Genomic DNA, 16047 nt, shown 5'->3' with positions numbered 1-16047 from the left:
GGCCCCGCCGGGTCTCTGTCGTCGAAGTCCTGGCGTACCCAAGGGTTCAGGCGGCCCATCTCATCCCGATGGCGTCGAGCTGTCCGATGCGTTCCTCGCTCAGCGAAGCCCTTCTCACCCGGCAGTTGGCGATGAAGGCGCCGAGTTTGATGTCGCGTACTTCCTGACCACGTCCGGGCTCTCCCGTGGGCAGTCCCCGGTCGTCGACTGCCACGGGTTCGACGTGCTTGCGGGGGACCGTGAGGTGGCCCTCCCGTTCATAGAACTGGGCGGCCGCCGTCACGTTCACGGTCCATTTGTCGGCTTGGCTGATCCGCCCCACGGCTTTCGCCTTCTCCTGCGGGGTGGCGGGCTGGACGCCGAGGATGTTCTCCAGCATCCACTGCTGCCCGACCGCGAGGTTGTCCCATCCGTAGCGCTGCGCCGTCACCCATTGGCCGAGGTCCTCGCCCTGGACGGTGGCCTCGCCGGGTGCCGTAGGCAGCTGTCCGCCGGCTTCCAGGTGACGGCGTGTGAGGGTGAAGCAGCGTTGCCAGGCGACCGGCCAGGCGGCGCACCAGGCCGGATCGATCTCGTCCAGTTGCTCGCGCCGTTCCGGGGACATCGACCACGCCAACGGCAGGGGCTCCAGCCCCTCGGCTTCACGCTGCTGGTTCTGGATGATCCGCCGTGCCGCCGCCCTCGCGTTCTTGAGCCAGATTCCGACGGGCTGCCCGTGCCAGACGGCATCGACGGGTGCGAGGAGGTGCCCGTGTTCCTGAGCCCACCCCCGTGCCGCGGTGATGCCTTCCTCCCAGGCGGTGTCGCGTTCGGACCACACCATGCCGAGCTCGTCGAGTGCCTTGACCCTGCCGGGTTCGAGACGGCCGGCCGCGCGGTTGCGGCGGGCGTCGGCGATCCACTGCCCGAGGGGGAACCCGGCGAGTGAGGCGGGCCACCGTACCGGGTGTTCCTCGGCGTCCGCCGCCGCCTCGAGCAGGGTCTCGTCGATCGCTTCCTGCTCGTCCGCGACGACTGCGTGTTCCAGTGCGTCGAGGGCCGCTTCGGTCCTTTGCTTCTGGTCCTGCTCCTGCTCTTCGGACGTGGGGGCCTTGCACGTGAAGGGGACGCGGAGATCGCCGTGTTCCTGGCGATAGAGCATCGCGGCTTCGAGCCCGCGCAGCCAGTGCGTCTTCTCCGGCTCGAGCACGCGCAGCTTGATGAAAGCCGCGAGTTTGGCGGGGTTGCGGGGCGTGGAGAAGCGCAGGAGTGCATGGGCGGGGCCGCTGATGCCTTCGGCGTCCGGGTGCCACTCCACCGGCTTTTCGGCCTCGGAGAGAGGCGTGTAGCGGCTGGGTGCCTGGGGTTCCGCGAGTCGTTCGACGATGCGGGTGTCGTGGGCGCGCAGTGCTTCGAGGAGTTTTACGAGGTCGGCGTACGAGCGGGAGGTGAGCATGTCGTCCGGCGTCTCGCCGGGCCCCAGCAGGACGGGGACGACGAGGGAGGCGGTCTTCCCTTCGCCGGGCTGCATGCGTAGCGCCCGGCCCACCGCCTGGACGAGGTCGGGCATGGAACCGCGCAGGTCGGCGAAGAACACGCTGTCGCAGGTGGCGGTGTCGACACCCTCACCGAGTACCCGAACGGAGCTGAGGAACGTCTTGTCGACCTCCGTCCCGTCGGCCGCGGTGCCGTCGGCGAAGTCCTCGAGGACCCGGCGCCGGTAGAGGGGCGGGTGTTCTCCGCACACCCAGTCCGCCCACACAGACGCCGGATACAGTCCGGGGTCGAGGGCGTGGAGCTGCGCGGCGACATCGGGCAGGCCGGCGGCGAAGGCTTCGGCTTCCTTGACCTGATGGTGGAAGACGAGCGTACGGCAGAACCTCCCGCCGGCGGCGGCCTTGACCAGGGCGGTCTGCAGGGCGGCGAGCCGGGCACCGCGGACCTGGTCGGAGCGCTGCTCGACGCCGAGGAGCTGTGTGGTCTGCAGGCCCGGGTCGCTTACGTCGACGGCGATGACCTGGTAGGGGGCGACGACCTTCCGGTCGATGGCCTCCGACAGGGTCAGGGTGTGGCAGCGGGCACCGAAGGTGCCGTTCTCGTCGTCCTCCATCGACGCGACGAGCTCACCGGGCGTGCCCTGCTCCTGCTCGGCCTCCCCGTCCTGCCACAACCGCGGAGTCGCGGTCATGTACAGCCGACGGGCGGCCGGGATCCGGGCGTTGTCGTGCACCACTGCCCAGGGTTTGCCGATCCGCCCGGACGTACGGTGCGCCTCGTCCACCACGATCAGATCCCAGGCCGGCAGACCTGCGTGGTGTGCGCGCTCCAGCGTCCCGAGTCCGAGTGAGGCGTAGGTGGAGAAGACCGTGATCTGCTCCAGGTGCGCAGTCCAGCGTACGAGCTCGCCCGGGGCGGTGGTGTTCGCGAATCCGGCCTCGGACTCGCGAAGCGACGACACCCCCAGCACCGGGCCGGTACGACCACCCGCCCGCCAGGCTGCCTCTGTCTGGGTCAGCAGATCCAGCGACGGCACCAGCACCAGCACCCGGCGTGCGCGCAGTTCCGCCGCGCTCCTGGCCGCCACCAGGGACTTGCCCGAGCCGGTGGCCATGACCACCTGGGTGCGCAGCCCCTGGCCCGGGAGCCGGCCCGAAGCCGGCATCTCCAGTGCCTTGAGTACCGCGTCCACGGCCTCACGCTGATGCGGCCGAAGCTCCATCCGTACCATGCTCAATCCCGCCTTTGCGACGCCGCGTGTGAGTTTGTCGTCGTCGTTGCTGGTGAGCGTATGTCCTGAACGGCGGTGGTGACATGTTGATGCGCTCGTACGCCGACCATCACCCACCGGGTCTCGTTGCATGACGCGCGCCGCCCCCACGAAGGGGGGCGGCGGTTCTGCTCGGCCACGAAACGGTCGGCAAGCGTCGCGCGGCCTGTGGCGCGCCGGTGACGGATCAGACGTCCGCCGACACCTTCTCCTCCGTCGCGTCGGAGGCCGGGACGGCCTCGCCCGTCGGCTCGGCCGCCGCGGGCTGGGGCACGGTGTACATCACCGAGCCCTGCTTGTGCTCCTTCTCGACGGCCCCCTTCTTGACCAGGGCTTCGAGGGTGTTGCGCACCACCTGAGTGGAGGCGGGCCGGGCGGGGTGGGCCTGGGCCAGTTCGGTGGCGACCTCGCTGACCAGGCGGGGCTCGCCCACGCTGACCAGAAGGGCCAGAACGAGCTCACGCAGCGGCGGTTCCGCGGCCTTGGGCGAGGCTGCCGGCTCGGTGGCCTTCTGCGCCGCCGCTGTCGCGGGCTTGCGCGTGGTGGTCTTGGCCTTCGCCTTCGCATCAGCCGGGGCGGCGGAGCCGGAAGGATTCTTCGACTGCGTCGCCTTCTTGCCGCGCGCCGTCCCGCCGCTCGCCTGCCTCGCCCGGCGCGGCTTGGGAACGGTCCCGGCGACGGCGGCCTCCGCCGATGCGGCTGGCACGGCGCCGGTGTCTTCGGCGGGGGACTGGGCTGTGGTGGCCTCCGCGGCGGCCGCAGGCAGCGCGCCCTGGATGCCGCACAGCCAACTCTCGTCTTCCTTCAACTGCTTCAGGCGTACGTCGAGTTCCGCGATCTGCGAGGAGACGACTTCCTGCTCCTTGCGGTTGGTCTCGAGATCGGCGGCGAACCGCTGCGCGTACAGGTTATGGATGGGCGTGGTGTCGGGCTCGTTGGCCATTGCGGCTCGCTTTCCTCGTACCTCACGGTGTTGCTGCCGGATGCTACTCACCGGCAGGCGGCTTTAGTTCCCCTTCTGGCAGGATCCCACCATTCGGTTCTACCCGGAGCCCGAGATCCCCGTCGGCGAGACACCGAACCGGACGTAGCTGTTGGTCAGGTGGGTGCTGACGGAGGTCGCCGGTCCGATGGTGTGCCGCCATCGAATATTCCGTGCCGTGCCGGTCGGTGGAAGTGCAGACTCGCACCATGGCGAACATGTGCGCATTCCGGGACGCGGTCAGCCACTGGGCAGCCGGTGGTCCTGGCGAACCGGCGAAGGATCTGGCTGTGCAACTGGGGCTGCGGACGGCGGTGCTGGTGGAAGGAGCGAGCGACCTCGCGGCCGTCGAGGCGCTGGCCGCGCGGCGCGGCCGGGACCTGGCGGCCGAAGGGGTGTGCGTCGTGCCGATGGGCGGGGCGATGAGCATCGGCCGCTACGCCGGTCTTCTCGGGCCGCCCGGTCTTGGCCTTCGTCTGAGGGGACTGTGCGACGAGCGCGAGCAGCGCTTCTACGACCAAGGCCTGAAGCGGGCACGGGCGCCGCACCAGGGCTTCTTCGTGTGCGTGGCGGACCTGGAGGACGAGCTCATCCGCGCGCTGGGCACGGCGCGGGTCGAGGAGATCATCCGGGCCGAGGGTGACCTGCGGGCCTGGCAGACCTTCCTGCACCAGCCCGCACACCACGGTCGGCCCCGACAGCGGCAGTTGCGGCGCTTCCTCGGCACGAAGAAGGGGCGCAAGATCCGCTACGGCCAGCTCCTGGTGGAGGCCCTCGTCCCCGGACAGGTACCGGCCCCGCTCGACGACCTCCTCACGAGCCTGTGACCGACGCACGAAAACGCAGGCACAGCTTCCGGCTCCGCGTCTACGTCCGCGTCAGGTCGTGGAAGTCGACCGAGAGCGAGGGTCATTGAGGCGGCCGGTCACCACCAGGTTGCCGTCCCGGGTGCGCCGCGCGAGGGCGCCGGTGCGGAAGTAGCCGTCGGCGGTGAACGAACGCGCGTTGTGGTCGGAGGCCCGGTAGTAGCCCCGCAGGGTGTACGGACCGCGGGCGAGGAGTTCGCCGGGCTCCCCGTCGGGCACGTCCTCGCCGTCGACGCCGACGATGCGGATCTCATCGTCGGGCGAGAGCGGGCGGCCCTGCGTGGTGAGCACGGTCTCGTCCGGATCGGCGGTCCGGGTGAGGGTGAGCAGCCCCTCGGCCGTGCCGAAGACCTGCTGCAGGCGACAGCCCAGTTCGGGGCCCACCCGTTCGGCGGTCGCCCGGTCCAAGGGCGCACCGCCGATCTGCACGAGACGCAGACTGCTCAAGTCGGCCTGGACCGTGGGAAGCGCGTCGAGCCAGAGCCGGGCGACGGCAGGCACCACCGACGTGATGGTGACCCGCTCTCGTCCGATGACCGCAAGGCATTCGGCGGGCCGCAGGTCCTCGACCAGGACGACGGTGCCACCGACGGAGAGGGTGCCGACGATGCCGGGACAGCCGAAGGTGAAGTTGAACTCGGCGGGCAGCGCGGCGAGATACACGTCGTTCTCGGTGAGCGACACCAGCTCGGCGGCGGCCCGCGCCTGGTAGGCGTAGTCGTTGTGAGTGCGCGGAATGAGCTGGAGCGCCTCGGCGGTACCGCCGGAGAGCAGGAAGAACGCCACCTGGTCCGCGCTCTGCGCAAGCGCCGGCTCGGGCGGGGCGTCGATGGAGCCCAGCGGGCTGTACTGGCAGCCCGCCGGGTCGGTCGTGAGGCCGCCGTACGGGGACGAGGAGCCGGGCGCCTCAAGGGTGAACACCCGCCGCAGGAAGGGCCCTCGGGCCGCGATGTCCGCGGTCATCGCCGTGTGGTCGAAGCCCTGGTACGCCGAGGGGCCGACGTAGCCGACGGCCTGGGTGACCTGCACGAGGTGGGACACCTCGGACGCGCGGTGCGAGATGGGGCAGAACACGGGGAGCACGCCGGCGCGCATCAGCGCGAACACGCTGATGACGAACTCGGGAACGTTCGGCAGCTGGACGACGACCCGCTGCCCGGCCCGGAGGCCGCGCAGCCGGAATCCGGCGGCCATGCGGTCCACGCGCCGGTTCAGGTGCGCGTACGTGATGCGGGTGCCGCCGTGCACCAGCGCGGTCCGCGGTCCGTACTGCAGGGCCCAGTCGCGCAGCAGGTTGTCCAGCGTATTGCCACGCCAGTGCCCGGCCGCCCAGTAGCGGTCGACGAACTCCTCGGGCCAGGGTGTGCAGCCCTTGAGCATGGATGCCATTCGCTTCCGTTCTCCAACGTCGCAATGCGTGACCTTGGCAACCCAATCCGCCAACACCCCTACGCGCAATGTGCTGTCCAGACCATGGACGCTGAATTTGATCAGCAGAAAGACCAATGCGCGCCGCTGACCAGGAGGAATGGTCGGGGTTCAAGCCGGGGCGGGATACCCGCCGAGGACCTTGCCGCCGTCGGCCGCGTCCTCGCCCTGGTCGCCGAGCGCGCCAACGCGGAGCTCGCGGCGCTGACCGCCTGCCTGTCCGGCATCGGTCGATCAATCGCGCATGCGGGTTGATAATGGGCTGTATGACGCAGAAGGGTGGTACGCCACATCGCCCCTCGACGCTGACCGTCAAGGGCCGGGACATGCGGTTGCGCACCCTTGGCTTGGTCGTCGTGGCCGCCGTCGTCATCTGGTTCATCGCCGCCAATACCGGGTCCGTCACCATCAGGCTGTGGATCCCCACGGTCGTGATCCCCCTGTGGTGCGTTCTCACGGTGACGCTGTTGGTGGGCATGGTGCTCGGCCTGTTCATCGCCCGCCGCCGGGCCAGGCGGTGACAGCCGCCCTACCGTGCGGCCCTCGGCGGTGTCCCGAACGCGTCGGCTGAGAGGAACGCCCTCATGCGCGCTGAGTCTTCGGCGGCGGCGCGGACGGGGGCTTTCGTTGCGGTCGCCGTCGCCCTGTTCTGCATCCAGCTCGACTTCTTCGCCCTCAACCTCGCCATTCCCGGCATGTCGGCGGAGCTGGGCGTCACGGTTTCGGCCGCGCAGTGGACCCTGTCCGCGTACATGCTCGCCATCGGCTGCTTCTTCATCGTCGGTGGCCGGGTGGGGGACGTCTTCGGGCGGCGGGGCACCCTGCTGGCCGGGATCGCCCTGTTCACGGCGGCTTCCGTGGGCTGCGCGCTGGCTCCTGGTCTCGGTCTGCTGGTGGCGGCCCGGATCGCGCAGGGCGTGGGCGCGGCGTTCGTCTTCCCGGTATCCGTGTCCGTGATCACCAACACCTTTCCCGATCGGACCCGGGCAAGAGCCCTGGGCGGGGTATTCGGCGTCGCCAACATCGGGACCGCGCTCGGGCCCTTCGTGGGCGGAGGGTTCACCGAGGGGCCCGGCTGGCGCTGGATCTTCTGGCTGATGGCGCCGCTGAGCCTGATATCGCTGCTCATCGCTCTCGTCTACGTGCCGGACTCGCGCGATACGTCGGCGCCGCGCGAGCTCGATCTCCTCGGCTGCGTCCTGATCGTCTGCTCGCTGGCCACCCTCACCATGGCCGTGGAGCGCGGAGACGCCTGGGGCTGGGACAGCGCTCGTACCCTCGTCTTCTTCTCGGTGGCCGTGGTGACCGGCGGGCTGTTCCTGGTGCGGGAGCGGCTGGCCCGCCACCCGCTGATCGATCTGCGGCTGTTCCGCAACGTCCCGTACGTCCTGGTGACCGGGATGGGCTCGCTCTCGAACATGGGCTACGCCGTCACCGTCTTCCTCGCCACGCTCTACCTCCAGGGCGTACGCGGGCTCTCACCGCTCCTGGCGGGCACGGTCTTCCTGGCCCCGGCCCTGCTGGTGGCGCTCAGCGGGCCGCTCGGGGCGCGGCTCGCCCAGCACATGCGGCCGACCGCGGTGATGGCGCTGGCCGGGGCCGTCGCGGGCACGGGGATGTACGCGTTGACGCTGGTCACGGCCTGGTGGCTGTACGTGCCGGTGTTCGCGTGGTGCGGCCTCGGCCTGGGGCTGGGCTGGACCTTCTCCAGCGTGGCGACCCAGCAGGTCGTCCCGCCGGCCAGGGCGGGGGAGGCATCGGGCGTACTGCTGACGTTCCTGGTCACGCTGGGTGCGATCGCCCTGGCCGGGACGGCGGCGGGGATCTCGGCGATGACGCCGCAGCGGCCGCCCGAGGAGGCCTACGACGCGATCCTGCGACTGGGCGGGGTGGTCATCCTCGCCACGGCGGTGGTCGTCATGGCCGTACGCCACCGGCTCGTGGTGCTCGGCAGGATCCCGCCCCTGTCGATGCGGGCACGCGGTGACGCCGGGCAGGAGGCGGGCCGGCAGCGGCCCTGACGCGGGCAGCAGCCCTGTTCTGCGGCTCAGTAGGCGCCGGGGAGGGAGAGGCCGGCGTAGATCTGGTTGAGGACGGTGGGCAGCATGGCCTGGGCCGTGGTCCGGCCGTCCGGCGACAGCGTCAGGTTCGTCCAGATGATGAGCGTGACGTCGCTGTCGGGGTCGTGGCCGATGAAGGAGTTGAAGCCCGGCAACTCGCCACCGTGGTAGTACATCGCGGCCTTCGGGCCGAAGCGCTGGTAGGCGATGCCGTACCCGTACTTCTGTCCCTCGGGCGCGTCCGGGTCCTCGGCCTGCGGGCTGTCCAGCCACTGCTTCTGGAACGCGGGGTCCAGCACCTTGCCCGTCGTCAGCGAGCGGATCCAGGTGGCCATGTCGTCCGCGGTGGAGATGGCGGCGCCGGCGCCGGCCGCGTAGGACGAGTTCTGGTGGGTGTAGTCCACCGGCTTGAGCTTCCCGGACCGCATCTGCGCCTGCATGTCGGCCGGGTAGGGCTCGTCCACCAGCGCATAGGCCGATCCGCCGTACATGTAGCCGTGTGAGTACGGCGTGGGGAGGGAGGTGTCGCGGATGCCGGGCAGGGACGAACCGCTCAGGCCGAGCGGGCCGTACAGCCTGTCCTGGAACTGCCGGGCCAGCGGCCGGCCGCCGGCCTTCTCGGCGACGAGGCCCAGCAGCACGTAGTTGGTGTTGTTGTACTCGTAGGACGCGTCGGGCTTGAAGTTCGGCGGGCGCTTGAAGGCGATGGCCAGCATCTCCTGCGGTGTCCGGGCCTTGCCCGGCTCGGCGTCCATGGACTCTGCGAGTTCGGGTGCGTTGGTGAAGTTGTAGAGCCCGCTGCGCATCTTCAGCAGCTGGGCGATGGTGATGTTCTCGCCGTTCGGCACCCCGGGGACGTAGTCGGACACGGGGTCGTCCAGCCGGAGCTTGCCCTCCTGCGCGAGGAGGAGGATCAGGGCCGACGTCATGGTCTTGGTGTTGGAGGCGATCCGGAAGTGGTCGCGCGCGGTGGGCGGTTCGGCGGTGCCCAGCTCCGTCGTGCCGACCGTCGCCCGGAATGTTCCCTGCGGGGTGCGGAGCAGGACCACGGCGCCGGGGACCATGAGATCCTTCGCCGCACGCTCCACGGCGGACTGGAGTGCGGCCGGATCGATGCGCTTGAGCGCCGACGGGGTGGGGTCGGGTGCGCTGACGGTAGCCGTGGGTGCGGTCTGTGCGCCGGGCTGGACCGGCGGCGCGCTTCCTGGGGGCAGTGCGAACCCCGCGACCAGCAGGGCCGCGCACGGTGTCAGCAGAAGCGTGCGACGGGAGGCGGCTCGGGAATTCCACATGTCGGCGTCACAGCCCTCGTGCTCGGCGGTCCGGTACCGCACGGTCGGGGGTGGTGCGGCAGGGCCGAGGAGGTCGTAAAGAAAACGGGACAACTGATCCAAATTTAGCATCTACCGACCCCCGGGGGCGCGCGCCCGCCCATGGGGCCGACCGCCCACCCTGGCCGACAGGCCGGCCAGGGTGGGGCGGGCGGATGTCGCCGGGTGGTCAGGTGTGGAGGCGGCCATTGGTGCCGTCGTGGCTGTCGGCGTGTTCGTCATCGAACCAGTGGTCGCCGGTCGCCAGGTAGCGGAAGGAGTGCTCGGTCTTGCCGGGCAGCGTGACCGTGACCGCACGGGTGCCATCAGGGCGGGGCACCAGGAGGTGGGCGCCGGGCTGCCAGTCGTTGAAATCGCCCACCACGCTGACCGGTCCGGGCGGGGCGTCGGCGGGCAGGACGAAGGTGACCTCGGTGCGGTTCTTGCGCGGCTTGCGCTCCAGCATGAGAGTGGGCTCCTGACGGCGGAAGTCGGGTGGATGGCGCCCATCCTTCGCATGAGCCGCGGAACGGGCATGCGACGCAGCCACCCCGAGAGCGGACTTCACTCTTGCGCCACGGTTCATAGCCGAAATGGTGCAGCTTGTGACTGTTCGTGTGAGCGTGAGGGCGAGGAAATCTGTACCCCGCGTCAAAGGAGTCGCCGTCATGGGCGGTAGGCAGGACAAGCGCCAAGAGCAGGGCAAGGGTCGTGAGCAGCAGGAACACCACCGCCCTGGAGACCCCGCGCGCCCCCAGCCGGGCAAGGGCCGGGAGCAGGGAGAGAAGCAGGGGCAGAAGGAGACCTCGCGCCGCCGCGAGGACGACCTGCTGCGCGAAGAGGACCTGCACGACGAGGGGCTCTGACCAGGGCACCGCTCGTCCACGTACGCAGAGCCCGGCCGGGCCCGTAGTCACCCGGCCGGGCTCTGTCATGACGGTGCACCCCCAGGGGTCAGGCGTCCACGCGGTGCTTGGCGAGCCGGTCGACCATCTGCGGGTCGCGGTGGTCGAAGAAGAGTGACGACCCGGTGTCGAGGGTGGAGATGGCAGCCATCTGCCCGTCGGTGAGTTCGAAGTCGAAGATGTCGATGTTCTCCGCCATGCGCTCGGCGCGGACCGACTTGGGGATCGCGACGACGCCGCGCTGGGTAAGCCAGCGCAGTACGACCTGGGCGACGGACTTGCCGTGCTTCTCGCCGATCTGGCTCAGCAGCTGGTTGGTGAACAGGCCGTTCTTGCCCTCGGCGAACCCGCCCCAGGACTGGATCTGCACTCCGTGCCCGCGCATGAGCACCTGGTCGGCCGTGCGCTGGAAGAACGGGTGGGTCTCGATCTGATTGACCGCGGGAGTGACCTCGTTGTTGATGATGAGGTCCACGAGCCGGTCCGGGTAGAAGTTGGCGACGCCGATCGCCTTGGCCCGGCCCTCGCGGTACACCTCCTCCATGGCGCGCCACTGGCCGTACACGTCGCCGAACGGCTGGTGGATCAGGTACAGGTCGAGGTAGTCCAGGCCGAGCTTGGCCAGCGAGGCCTCGAAGGCGCGCTTGGTGTTGTCCTGGGCGGGGGCGTCCTGTACCCAGAGCTTGGTGGTGACGAACAGATCCTCGCGCGGGATGCCGCTGTTCTTGATCGCGCGGCCGACGGCTTGCTCGTTGCCGTAAGCGGCGGCCGTGTCGAGGAGGCGGTAGCCGGCGGCGAGGGCGTCGGTGACGGCCTGTTCGGTCTGCTCCGGCGGGATCTGGTAGACGCCGAATCCGAGGATGGGCATCTGGACGCCGCTGTTGAGGGTGACCTGCTGCATCGTTCTTCCATTCGATTCGCCGGCCCTGGATGGGGCCGGGGGCGAAGGGCTCAGTCAGGTAGCGCCAGGCGCCGGGGCACTCCGGTGTCTCAAAAGTGCCAGCTCCAGGCGTGTCCCGCATCATGAGTGCTGTGTATGACACACGCAGGGGATCGATCGGTCTGTCGATCGTGGTTCCCATCTTCAACGAGGACGAGGCCCTGCCTGTTCTGGCGGCGCGGCTCCGGCCGATCCTGGACGAGTGCGGCGAGCCGTACGAGGTCCTCGCCGTCGATGACGGCTCGACCGACAAGACTCCCCATCTGCTGGAAGATCTGCGTACGGTCTGGCCCGAGCTGCGCATCGTGACCCTCCGGCGAAACAGCGGCCACCAAGCCGCGCTTACCGCCGGATTGCACCGTGCCCTCGGCGCCTATGTGATCAGCATCGACGCGGACCTCCAAGACCCGCCGGAAATCATTCCCGAGATGCTCGCCCTGGCCCGGGCAGATGATCTGGACATCGTCTATGGCGTACGGATCGACCGCTCCACCGACACCGCATTCAAACGCCGAACGGCGGCCGCCTACTACTGGCTCATGCGCCGCTTGGCCGGCTCCTTCGTCCCCGCTCACGCCGGCGACTGCCGCCTACTGTCCCGCCTCGTCGTGGAAACCCTCAGAACCCTCCCCGACCAGCAGCAGATCTATCGTCTGCTCATCCCTTCGCTCGGCTTCCCCGCCGGCCAGATCGCTTACCAGCGCGGCGAGCGAGTGGCCGGCACCACTAAATATCCCTTGCATAAAATGATCCTATTGGCATTGGATAGCATCACGAGCTTCTCGGCAGTCCCGCTGCGCCTGGCCACTGCGATCGGCGCCCTCAGCCTCGTCGTCTGCCTTGCCTTTCTCACCTGGACCCTTACCGTCTACGCCACGGGAAGCACCCTGCCCGGTTGGACTTCCTTGATCACCACGGTCCTGTTCTTCGGCGCTGTTCAGCTCTTCTGCCTGGGAATGCTCGGCGAGTACGTGGCCCGTATCTACACTGTCGTCCAGGCTCGGCCCACCTATTGCGTCGCTCGCGACACAGACGAAGAACGGCAGTAGATATCGTTTCCCGCCCCTCGGTATGCCCTCCTATGGCCTCCCTGCCTGAAGGGCCAGTCACACCAACACCCCGGCGAAAAACATCGCCCCCAGAAAGGCGTACTGGGCGGAGCAAAATACCAACAGTGATGCCTGAACCCATCTGGGCATGCGTCTGACCAGGATGAGCCCGACGAAAATTTGCGCATGATTGCGATACCACGACATTTCCGCGCCGGCGAAGAACGGCACCAGGAAAATTGCTACCGTCAAGATCAAGGCAGCCCACTCCTCGACCTCGAGCCGATGGTTTCTGACGAGTTGAATTGCGGCCGTCGCCAGTATGAGCAACATGAAGACGATGTTCAGCCAGAGCTGGGTCCTGTGTGCGGCGAGGCTGTGCTCCACCAGCCATGGCAGGTTTCCCTCGGGCGTGTACCAGCTGCTGAACGGAAAATCGTAGGCCTTCCTCATCTCGTCGAAGGGCCGACGTAGATCACCTTGCTTGTAACTGGATTCCTGGAGGATCTCGTACGCGTCCCAGCGGCCCGTCGCCTGCCACATCAGCCATTTCGCCCAGAGCACCCCGCAGCCGGCGAGAGCCGCTGACAACCCTGCCTTCGCGAACCGTATCGGCCACGCATCCCTTTGCCATGCGAAGAACGCGCTCGATAGCAGCATGCCGACAGCGACAGCGCCTACGGGATGGCACGCGGCCGCCACGAAACCACCAAGAGCAGCAATTTCCCAGGATCCGCGCTTCACTCCGACAATACAGACGAGCAGTGCCAGCGTTCCGGTGGCGATAGGGAACATGGCATGGAGATAGATGCCGCCTGGGAATACCGTACCAATGGCGAGGGTGAGGACCGTGGCCCAGGTGAGCCGGGCGCCGAGCAGCCACCACAACACTGCGAACATCCCTAGCAGGGACACTTCCGTGACGAGAACAGCTGAAATCTCATAGGAAAGTCCGGTGGTGGAAATCGCCCGGACCGACATGGGGTACCCAGGAAACCAGGCAGTATTTCCACACATGACATCGCGAAAGTTCGGGTAGCGATCCCGGCACCAAAACATTTCGTAGCCGGTCTTGGCGATGGATAGATAGTTTCCAGAATCCCAGCGATGCCGGGCATCTGTGGACCAATAAGCCACTTTGGATCCATCGCCGGCAACAGATGCCTTCGCGACCAGCCAGGTGATGAGGTTCGTGATCAACCATGCGACGACTGGCGGCAGCAGGCCATGGCGCCATTCGCGGCGCGCCGGTGGGGTCGGTTCCACCAGCGCGGAGTCAGGCATCGGGCACCATGCCGATCACCAGCAGCGCTCGCCAACCCGGTCTCACTGTCACTACTGGAGCGCACGGACGTGGGAATTCGATCATCTCCAGCTCCGCGCTCGTCTCGTCGGATAGCCCGGGCCGCGTCCGCGTCGCCGTACTTCACGATCAGTTTGGCGAACGCCTCCCGGAGCTGCATCTGGAAGTGCTCCTCCGGCCGAGCTGGGGTCCGCCCAAATGCCGACGTCCGCAGCTCCTCAGCACCACAGATCAGGCGTCGGACGACGGGGAAGCGGGCCACGGGACGGTGGTCTCGGCTGCGACCTCGTAGTCGACGCCGGGAACGTCCCAGCCGTAGAGCTGGCCGACCTGGTCGCGGAACCAGTCAGTGTCCGCGCTGGTGGCAATGGTGTCGGCGTCGACCTGGTCCCACGTGGCGCGGACGGCAGCCTGAACCCCGGGATTCATCTCCCAGTCGTCCAGCCGGATGCGGTCTTGGTCGTCCAGGCCGGGTTCGGCGTCACCGCCGAGCCGGTTCCACAGGGCCGCTGCCTGGTCGACGGTGGACTGCCAGCTGTCACCGGTAATGCGGTGCAGGATGCTGGTGTAGAGCGCGATGCTCGGGATGGCGGTGGAGGCCTGGGTGACGGCTGCGCCCGCGACGACGGTATAGGCGTGGCCTGTGCCCTTGAGCTGGGTGTTGATGGCGCGGGCGGTGTCTTCCAGGTGCTGCTTGGCGGCGCCGATGGTTCCGGCCCGGTAGATGGGGGCGGTGATGTCGGATCCGACGTACGAGAGGGCGACGGTCTGGAAGCCGTCGGCGAGCAGGTCTTTGGACTGCAGGGCCTCGATCCACATCTGCCAGTCGGCGCCGCCCATGACCTGCACGGTCGCGTCGCGCTCGGCCTCGTCCGCGGCCTGCAGGTGCAACTCGCCGATCTGCGGGACGCCGTCCTCGAACACGAGGGTCTTGGCCCGGTAGTCGGTCCCCAGCGGCTTGATGACGGAGTGGTGGACCTCGCCGGTCAGCGGGTCCGTGCGACGCGGGGCCGCGATGCTGTAGATGAGCAGGTCGATCTTGCCGAAGCGGGCGGCGAGTTGGTCGGCGGCCTCGTCCTTGACGCCGTCGGAGAAGGCGTCGCCGTTGAGGAAGGTGAAGTCAGCCCCGGCCTCGGCGGCGAGTTCGGCGGTCCGCGCGGTGCGGTACCAGCCCGCGCTGGCGGTGCGGCGCTCGGTCGCGGCGGCCTCGAAGGCGATGCCGAGTCCGCGCATCCGGTGGGCGCGAAGGCCGACCAGGGTCGCGGCCAGTCCGTAGCCGGCGCTGGAGCCGATGACGAGGGCGACCGGGCCGGGCCGGTCGCCGGCAGGGTCCGGTGTCCGCTGCCACATGCGGTCGACCACCGCTTTGCAGCCGGTCGGATGGCTGTTGACGTAGAGGTAGCCGCGGTTGGCGGGCTTGATCTCGCGGAGGCTCACTCGTGGGGTCCTTCGGGTGCGGGGATCGTGGTCGCCGCGGAGTGAGCGGTTCCACGCAGCGGCGGATGTCGTCGGGGTTTCCAACTGGCCAGGCGAGGCTGTCCATGCCCCGGTCGCGCCGGATGGGCCCTGCTCACATCCTCGGTGAGCGTGGCCCAACCGGTGATGGTGATCTTCGCCAGAAGCGACCGCAGAATCTTGTCGGTGTCCTATTCGGTCATGCCACACCGCCGGAGCCTGATGGGTGGGCTCAGCGGATGCGACGGTACCGGTTGGCGATCACGGAGATCGAGAGCATCGCGGTGATGGCACCGACGGCCAGGGTCAGGGTGCCGGCCTTACCGCCGCCCATCGCCCAGCCGTTGCCGATCAGGAGGGTGGTGCCGGCCACGCGGGAGGCGATGGCGTAACCGCGGTGACCGATGCGGCTGAAGTGACGGCCCAGGACGTAGCAGGCGGCAATCAGCGAGGTGAAGGTGATCGATCCGGCGGCGAAGTGGGCGTAGCTGCGCCAGGTGAGTGCGGCGGCTTCCCCGGCGGGGGTGCCTGCGGGGAAGCCGTCGACCGGGTCCATGACGAACAGTCCCGCGGCCATCATGCCGATGCCGCTGATTCGTACAAGTCGGGGTGCCCAGGTGCTCCCCGGGGTGCCGTGCAGGGCCCTGCGCAGACCGGTCGCCCCGATGGCGAGCAGGGCTCCGGCGACCAGGAAGTTGGCGATCTGGAGCCAGCCGAGGGAGCCGTTGCTCAGCGCGCTCAGGGGGTGGCGGGTGATGTCGAAGCCGTCGCGGCCGGCGGCCTGGGTCAGGGAGACGACCGCCCACAGCGGTGACGCTACGACCACGCAGGTGAGCAGGGAGCGGGTGGCGGACCGGGCCGGGGTTCCGGTCGCGGCGGGGGAAGCGGCGATAGCCGCGCTGGTGGGGGTCCGGGTGGTCATGGTGTGTGCCTCTCGGGTTCGTTCGTCGTGTTCGGTTCTTGCCTGCACGTCGATCCGGCAATGTGACAGGGAACGGCTGCG

15 protein-coding genes are annotated in these 16047 nt (G+C 68.8%); 6 read left to right on the top strand and 9 right to left on the bottom strand.

The window, feature by feature from the left end:
- Positions 1–46 precede the first annotated feature (46 nt).
- Positions 47–2707: a Helicase associated domain protein gene (locus OHA89_RS02920; protein WP_406365106.1), complete on the bottom strand. Its 2661-nt coding sequence runs from the start codon at positions 2705–2707 to the stop codon at positions 47–49.
- Between the two features lie 226 nt (positions 2708–2933).
- Positions 2934–3689: a hypothetical protein gene (locus OHA89_RS02915; protein WP_406365105.1), complete on the bottom strand. Its 756-nt coding sequence runs from the start codon at positions 3687–3689 to the stop codon at positions 2934–2936.
- A 248-nt stretch (positions 3690–3937) separates the two neighbouring features.
- On the opposite strand from OHA89_RS02915, the gene OHA89_RS02910 reads away from it, so the two are divergent.
- Positions 3938–4555: a TOPRIM nucleotidyl transferase/hydrolase domain-containing protein gene (locus OHA89_RS02910; RefSeq protein WP_266615903.1), complete on the top strand. Its 618-nt coding sequence runs from the start codon at positions 3938–3940 to the stop codon at positions 4553–4555.
- Positions 4556–4606: 51 nt separating this feature from the next.
- Here OHA89_RS02910 and OHA89_RS02905 read toward each other — a convergent pair whose 3' ends face one another.
- A complete protein-coding gene (locus OHA89_RS02905) occupies positions 4607–5983 on the bottom strand; it encodes a (2,3-dihydroxybenzoyl)adenylate synthase (RefSeq protein ID WP_406365104.1) in 1377 nt (458 codons plus the stop codon).
- 84 nt (positions 5984–6067) lie between these two features.
- Here OHA89_RS02905 and OHA89_RS02900 point away from each other — a divergent pair, with 84 nt between their 5' ends.
- From OHA89_RS02900 to OHA89_RS02890, 3 genes are all read left to right on the top strand, one after another.
- A complete protein-coding gene (locus OHA89_RS02900) occupies positions 6068–6277 on the top strand; it encodes a hypothetical protein (RefSeq protein WP_406368774.1) in 210 nt (69 codons plus the stop codon).
- An 11-nt stretch (positions 6278–6288) separates the two neighbouring features.
- Positions 6289–6543, top strand: a complete 255-nt coding sequence (locus tag OHA89_RS02895) for a LapA family protein (protein ID WP_257552640.1) — start codon at positions 6289–6291, stop codon at positions 6541–6543.
- A 63-nt stretch (positions 6544–6606) separates the two neighbouring features.
- On the top strand, positions 6607–8043 hold the full coding sequence (locus tag OHA89_RS02890; RefSeq protein ID WP_406365103.1) for an MFS transporter: 1437 nt from the start codon (positions 6607–6609) through the stop codon (positions 8041–8043).
- Between the two features lie 26 nt (positions 8044–8069).
- Here OHA89_RS02890 and OHA89_RS02885 read toward each other — a convergent pair whose 3' ends face one another.
- Positions 8070–9467 (bottom strand): serine hydrolase, encoded by a 1398-nt coding sequence (locus OHA89_RS02885; RefSeq protein ID WP_266615897.1) that lies wholly within the window; start codon positions 9465–9467, stop codon positions 8070–8072.
- Between the two features lie 115 nt (positions 9468–9582).
- The gene (locus OHA89_RS02880) at positions 9583–9858 is read right to left on the bottom strand and encodes an isoamylase early set domain-containing protein (protein ID WP_266615896.1); all 276 of its coding nucleotides are present in this window, start codon (positions 9856–9858) and stop codon (positions 9583–9585) included.
- Positions 9859–10060: 202 nt separating this feature from the next.
- Between OHA89_RS02880 and OHA89_RS02875 the strand changes: the two genes are divergently transcribed.
- Entirely contained in the window at positions 10061–10258 is a 198-nt protein-coding gene (locus tag OHA89_RS02875) for a hypothetical protein (RefSeq protein WP_251064192.1), read from the top strand.
- Between the two features lie 88 nt (positions 10259–10346).
- Here the strand turns inward: OHA89_RS02875 and OHA89_RS02870 are convergent, their stop codons facing one another.
- Positions 10347–11198 carry an aldo/keto reductase gene (locus OHA89_RS02870; protein WP_266615895.1) on the bottom strand — a complete coding sequence of 284 codons (852 nt, stop codon included), beginning with the start codon at positions 11196–11198 and terminating at the stop codon, positions 10347–10349.
- Between the two features lie 122 nt (positions 11199–11320).
- Between OHA89_RS02870 and OHA89_RS02865 the strand changes: the two genes are divergently transcribed.
- Positions 11321–12286, top strand: a complete 966-nt coding sequence (locus OHA89_RS02865) for a glycosyltransferase family 2 protein (protein ID WP_266615894.1) — start codon at positions 11321–11323, stop codon at positions 12284–12286.
- A gap of 57 nt (positions 12287–12343) precedes the next feature.
- Here the strand turns inward: OHA89_RS02865 and OHA89_RS02860 are convergent, their stop codons facing one another.
- The 3 genes from OHA89_RS02860 to OHA89_RS02850 all read right to left on the bottom strand — a co-directional run bounded on the left by OHA89_RS02860 (position 12344) and on the right by OHA89_RS02850 (position 15966).
- Positions 12344–13570 carry a hypothetical protein gene (locus OHA89_RS02860; RefSeq protein WP_406365100.1) on the bottom strand — a complete coding sequence of 409 codons (1227 nt, stop codon included), beginning with the start codon at positions 13568–13570 and terminating at the stop codon, positions 12344–12346.
- A 250-nt stretch (positions 13571–13820) separates the two neighbouring features.
- Entirely contained in the window at positions 13821–15026 is a 1206-nt protein-coding gene (gene fabV, locus OHA89_RS02855; RefSeq protein WP_266615891.1) for an enoyl-[acyl-carrier-protein] reductase FabV, read from the bottom strand.
- A 250-nt stretch (positions 15027–15276) separates the two neighbouring features.
- On the bottom strand, positions 15277–15966 hold the full coding sequence (locus OHA89_RS02850) for a DUF998 domain-containing protein (RefSeq protein WP_266615889.1): 690 nt from the start codon (positions 15964–15966) through the stop codon (positions 15277–15279).
- Positions 15967–16047: the final 81 nt, after the last annotated feature.

The organism is Streptomyces sp. NBC_01546, from assembly GCF_045208355.1.
Classification (GTDB): domain Bacteria; phylum Actinomycetota; class Actinomycetes; order Streptomycetales; family Streptomycetaceae; genus Streptomyces.
Note: the sequence above shows the minus strand (reverse complement) of the source record. Positions and strands in the feature narration are given on the sequence as shown.

Coding starts and splice junctions, on each gene's coding strand:
- OHA89_RS02880 (WP_266615896.1), bottom strand. CDS start 9,858: ATGCTGGAGCGCAAGCCGCGCAAGAACCGCACCGAGGTCACCTTCGTC.
- OHA89_RS02920 (WP_406365106.1), bottom strand. CDS start 2,707: ATGGTACGGATGGAGCTTCGGCCGCATCAGCGTGAGGCCGTGGACGCG.
- OHA89_RS02900 (WP_406368774.1), top strand. CDS start 6,068: ATGGACGCTGAATTTGATCAGCAGAAAGACCAATGCGCGCCGCTGACC.
- OHA89_RS02915 (WP_406365105.1), bottom strand. CDS start 3,689: ATGGCCAACGAGCCCGACACCACGCCCATCCATAACCTGTACGCGCAG.
- OHA89_RS02870 (WP_266615895.1), bottom strand. CDS start 11,198: ATGCAGCAGGTCACCCTCAACAGCGGCGTCCAGATGCCCATCCTCGGA.
- OHA89_RS02875 (WP_251064192.1), top strand. CDS start 10,061: ATGGGCGGTAGGCAGGACAAGCGCCAAGAGCAGGGCAAGGGTCGTGAG.
- OHA89_RS02860 (WP_406365100.1), bottom strand. CDS start 13,570: ATGCCTGACTCCGCGCTGGTGGAACCGACCCCACCGGCGCGCCGCGAA.
- OHA89_RS02910 (WP_266615903.1), top strand. CDS start 3,938: ATGGCGAACATGTGCGCATTCCGGGACGCGGTCAGCCACTGGGCAGCC.
- OHA89_RS02905 (WP_406365104.1), bottom strand. CDS start 5,983: ATGGCATCCATGCTCAAGGGCTGCACACCCTGGCCCGAGGAGTTCGTC.
- OHA89_RS02850 (WP_266615889.1), bottom strand. CDS start 15,966: ATGACCACCCGGACCCCCACCAGCGCGGCTATCGCCGCTTCCCCCGCC.
- OHA89_RS02895 (WP_257552640.1), top strand. CDS start 6,289: ATGACGCAGAAGGGTGGTACGCCACATCGCCCCTCGACGCTGACCGTC.
- OHA89_RS02890 (WP_406365103.1), top strand. CDS start 6,607: ATGCGCGCTGAGTCTTCGGCGGCGGCGCGGACGGGGGCTTTCGTTGCG.
- OHA89_RS02865 (WP_266615894.1), top strand. CDS start 11,321: ATGAGTGCTGTGTATGACACACGCAGGGGATCGATCGGTCTGTCGATC.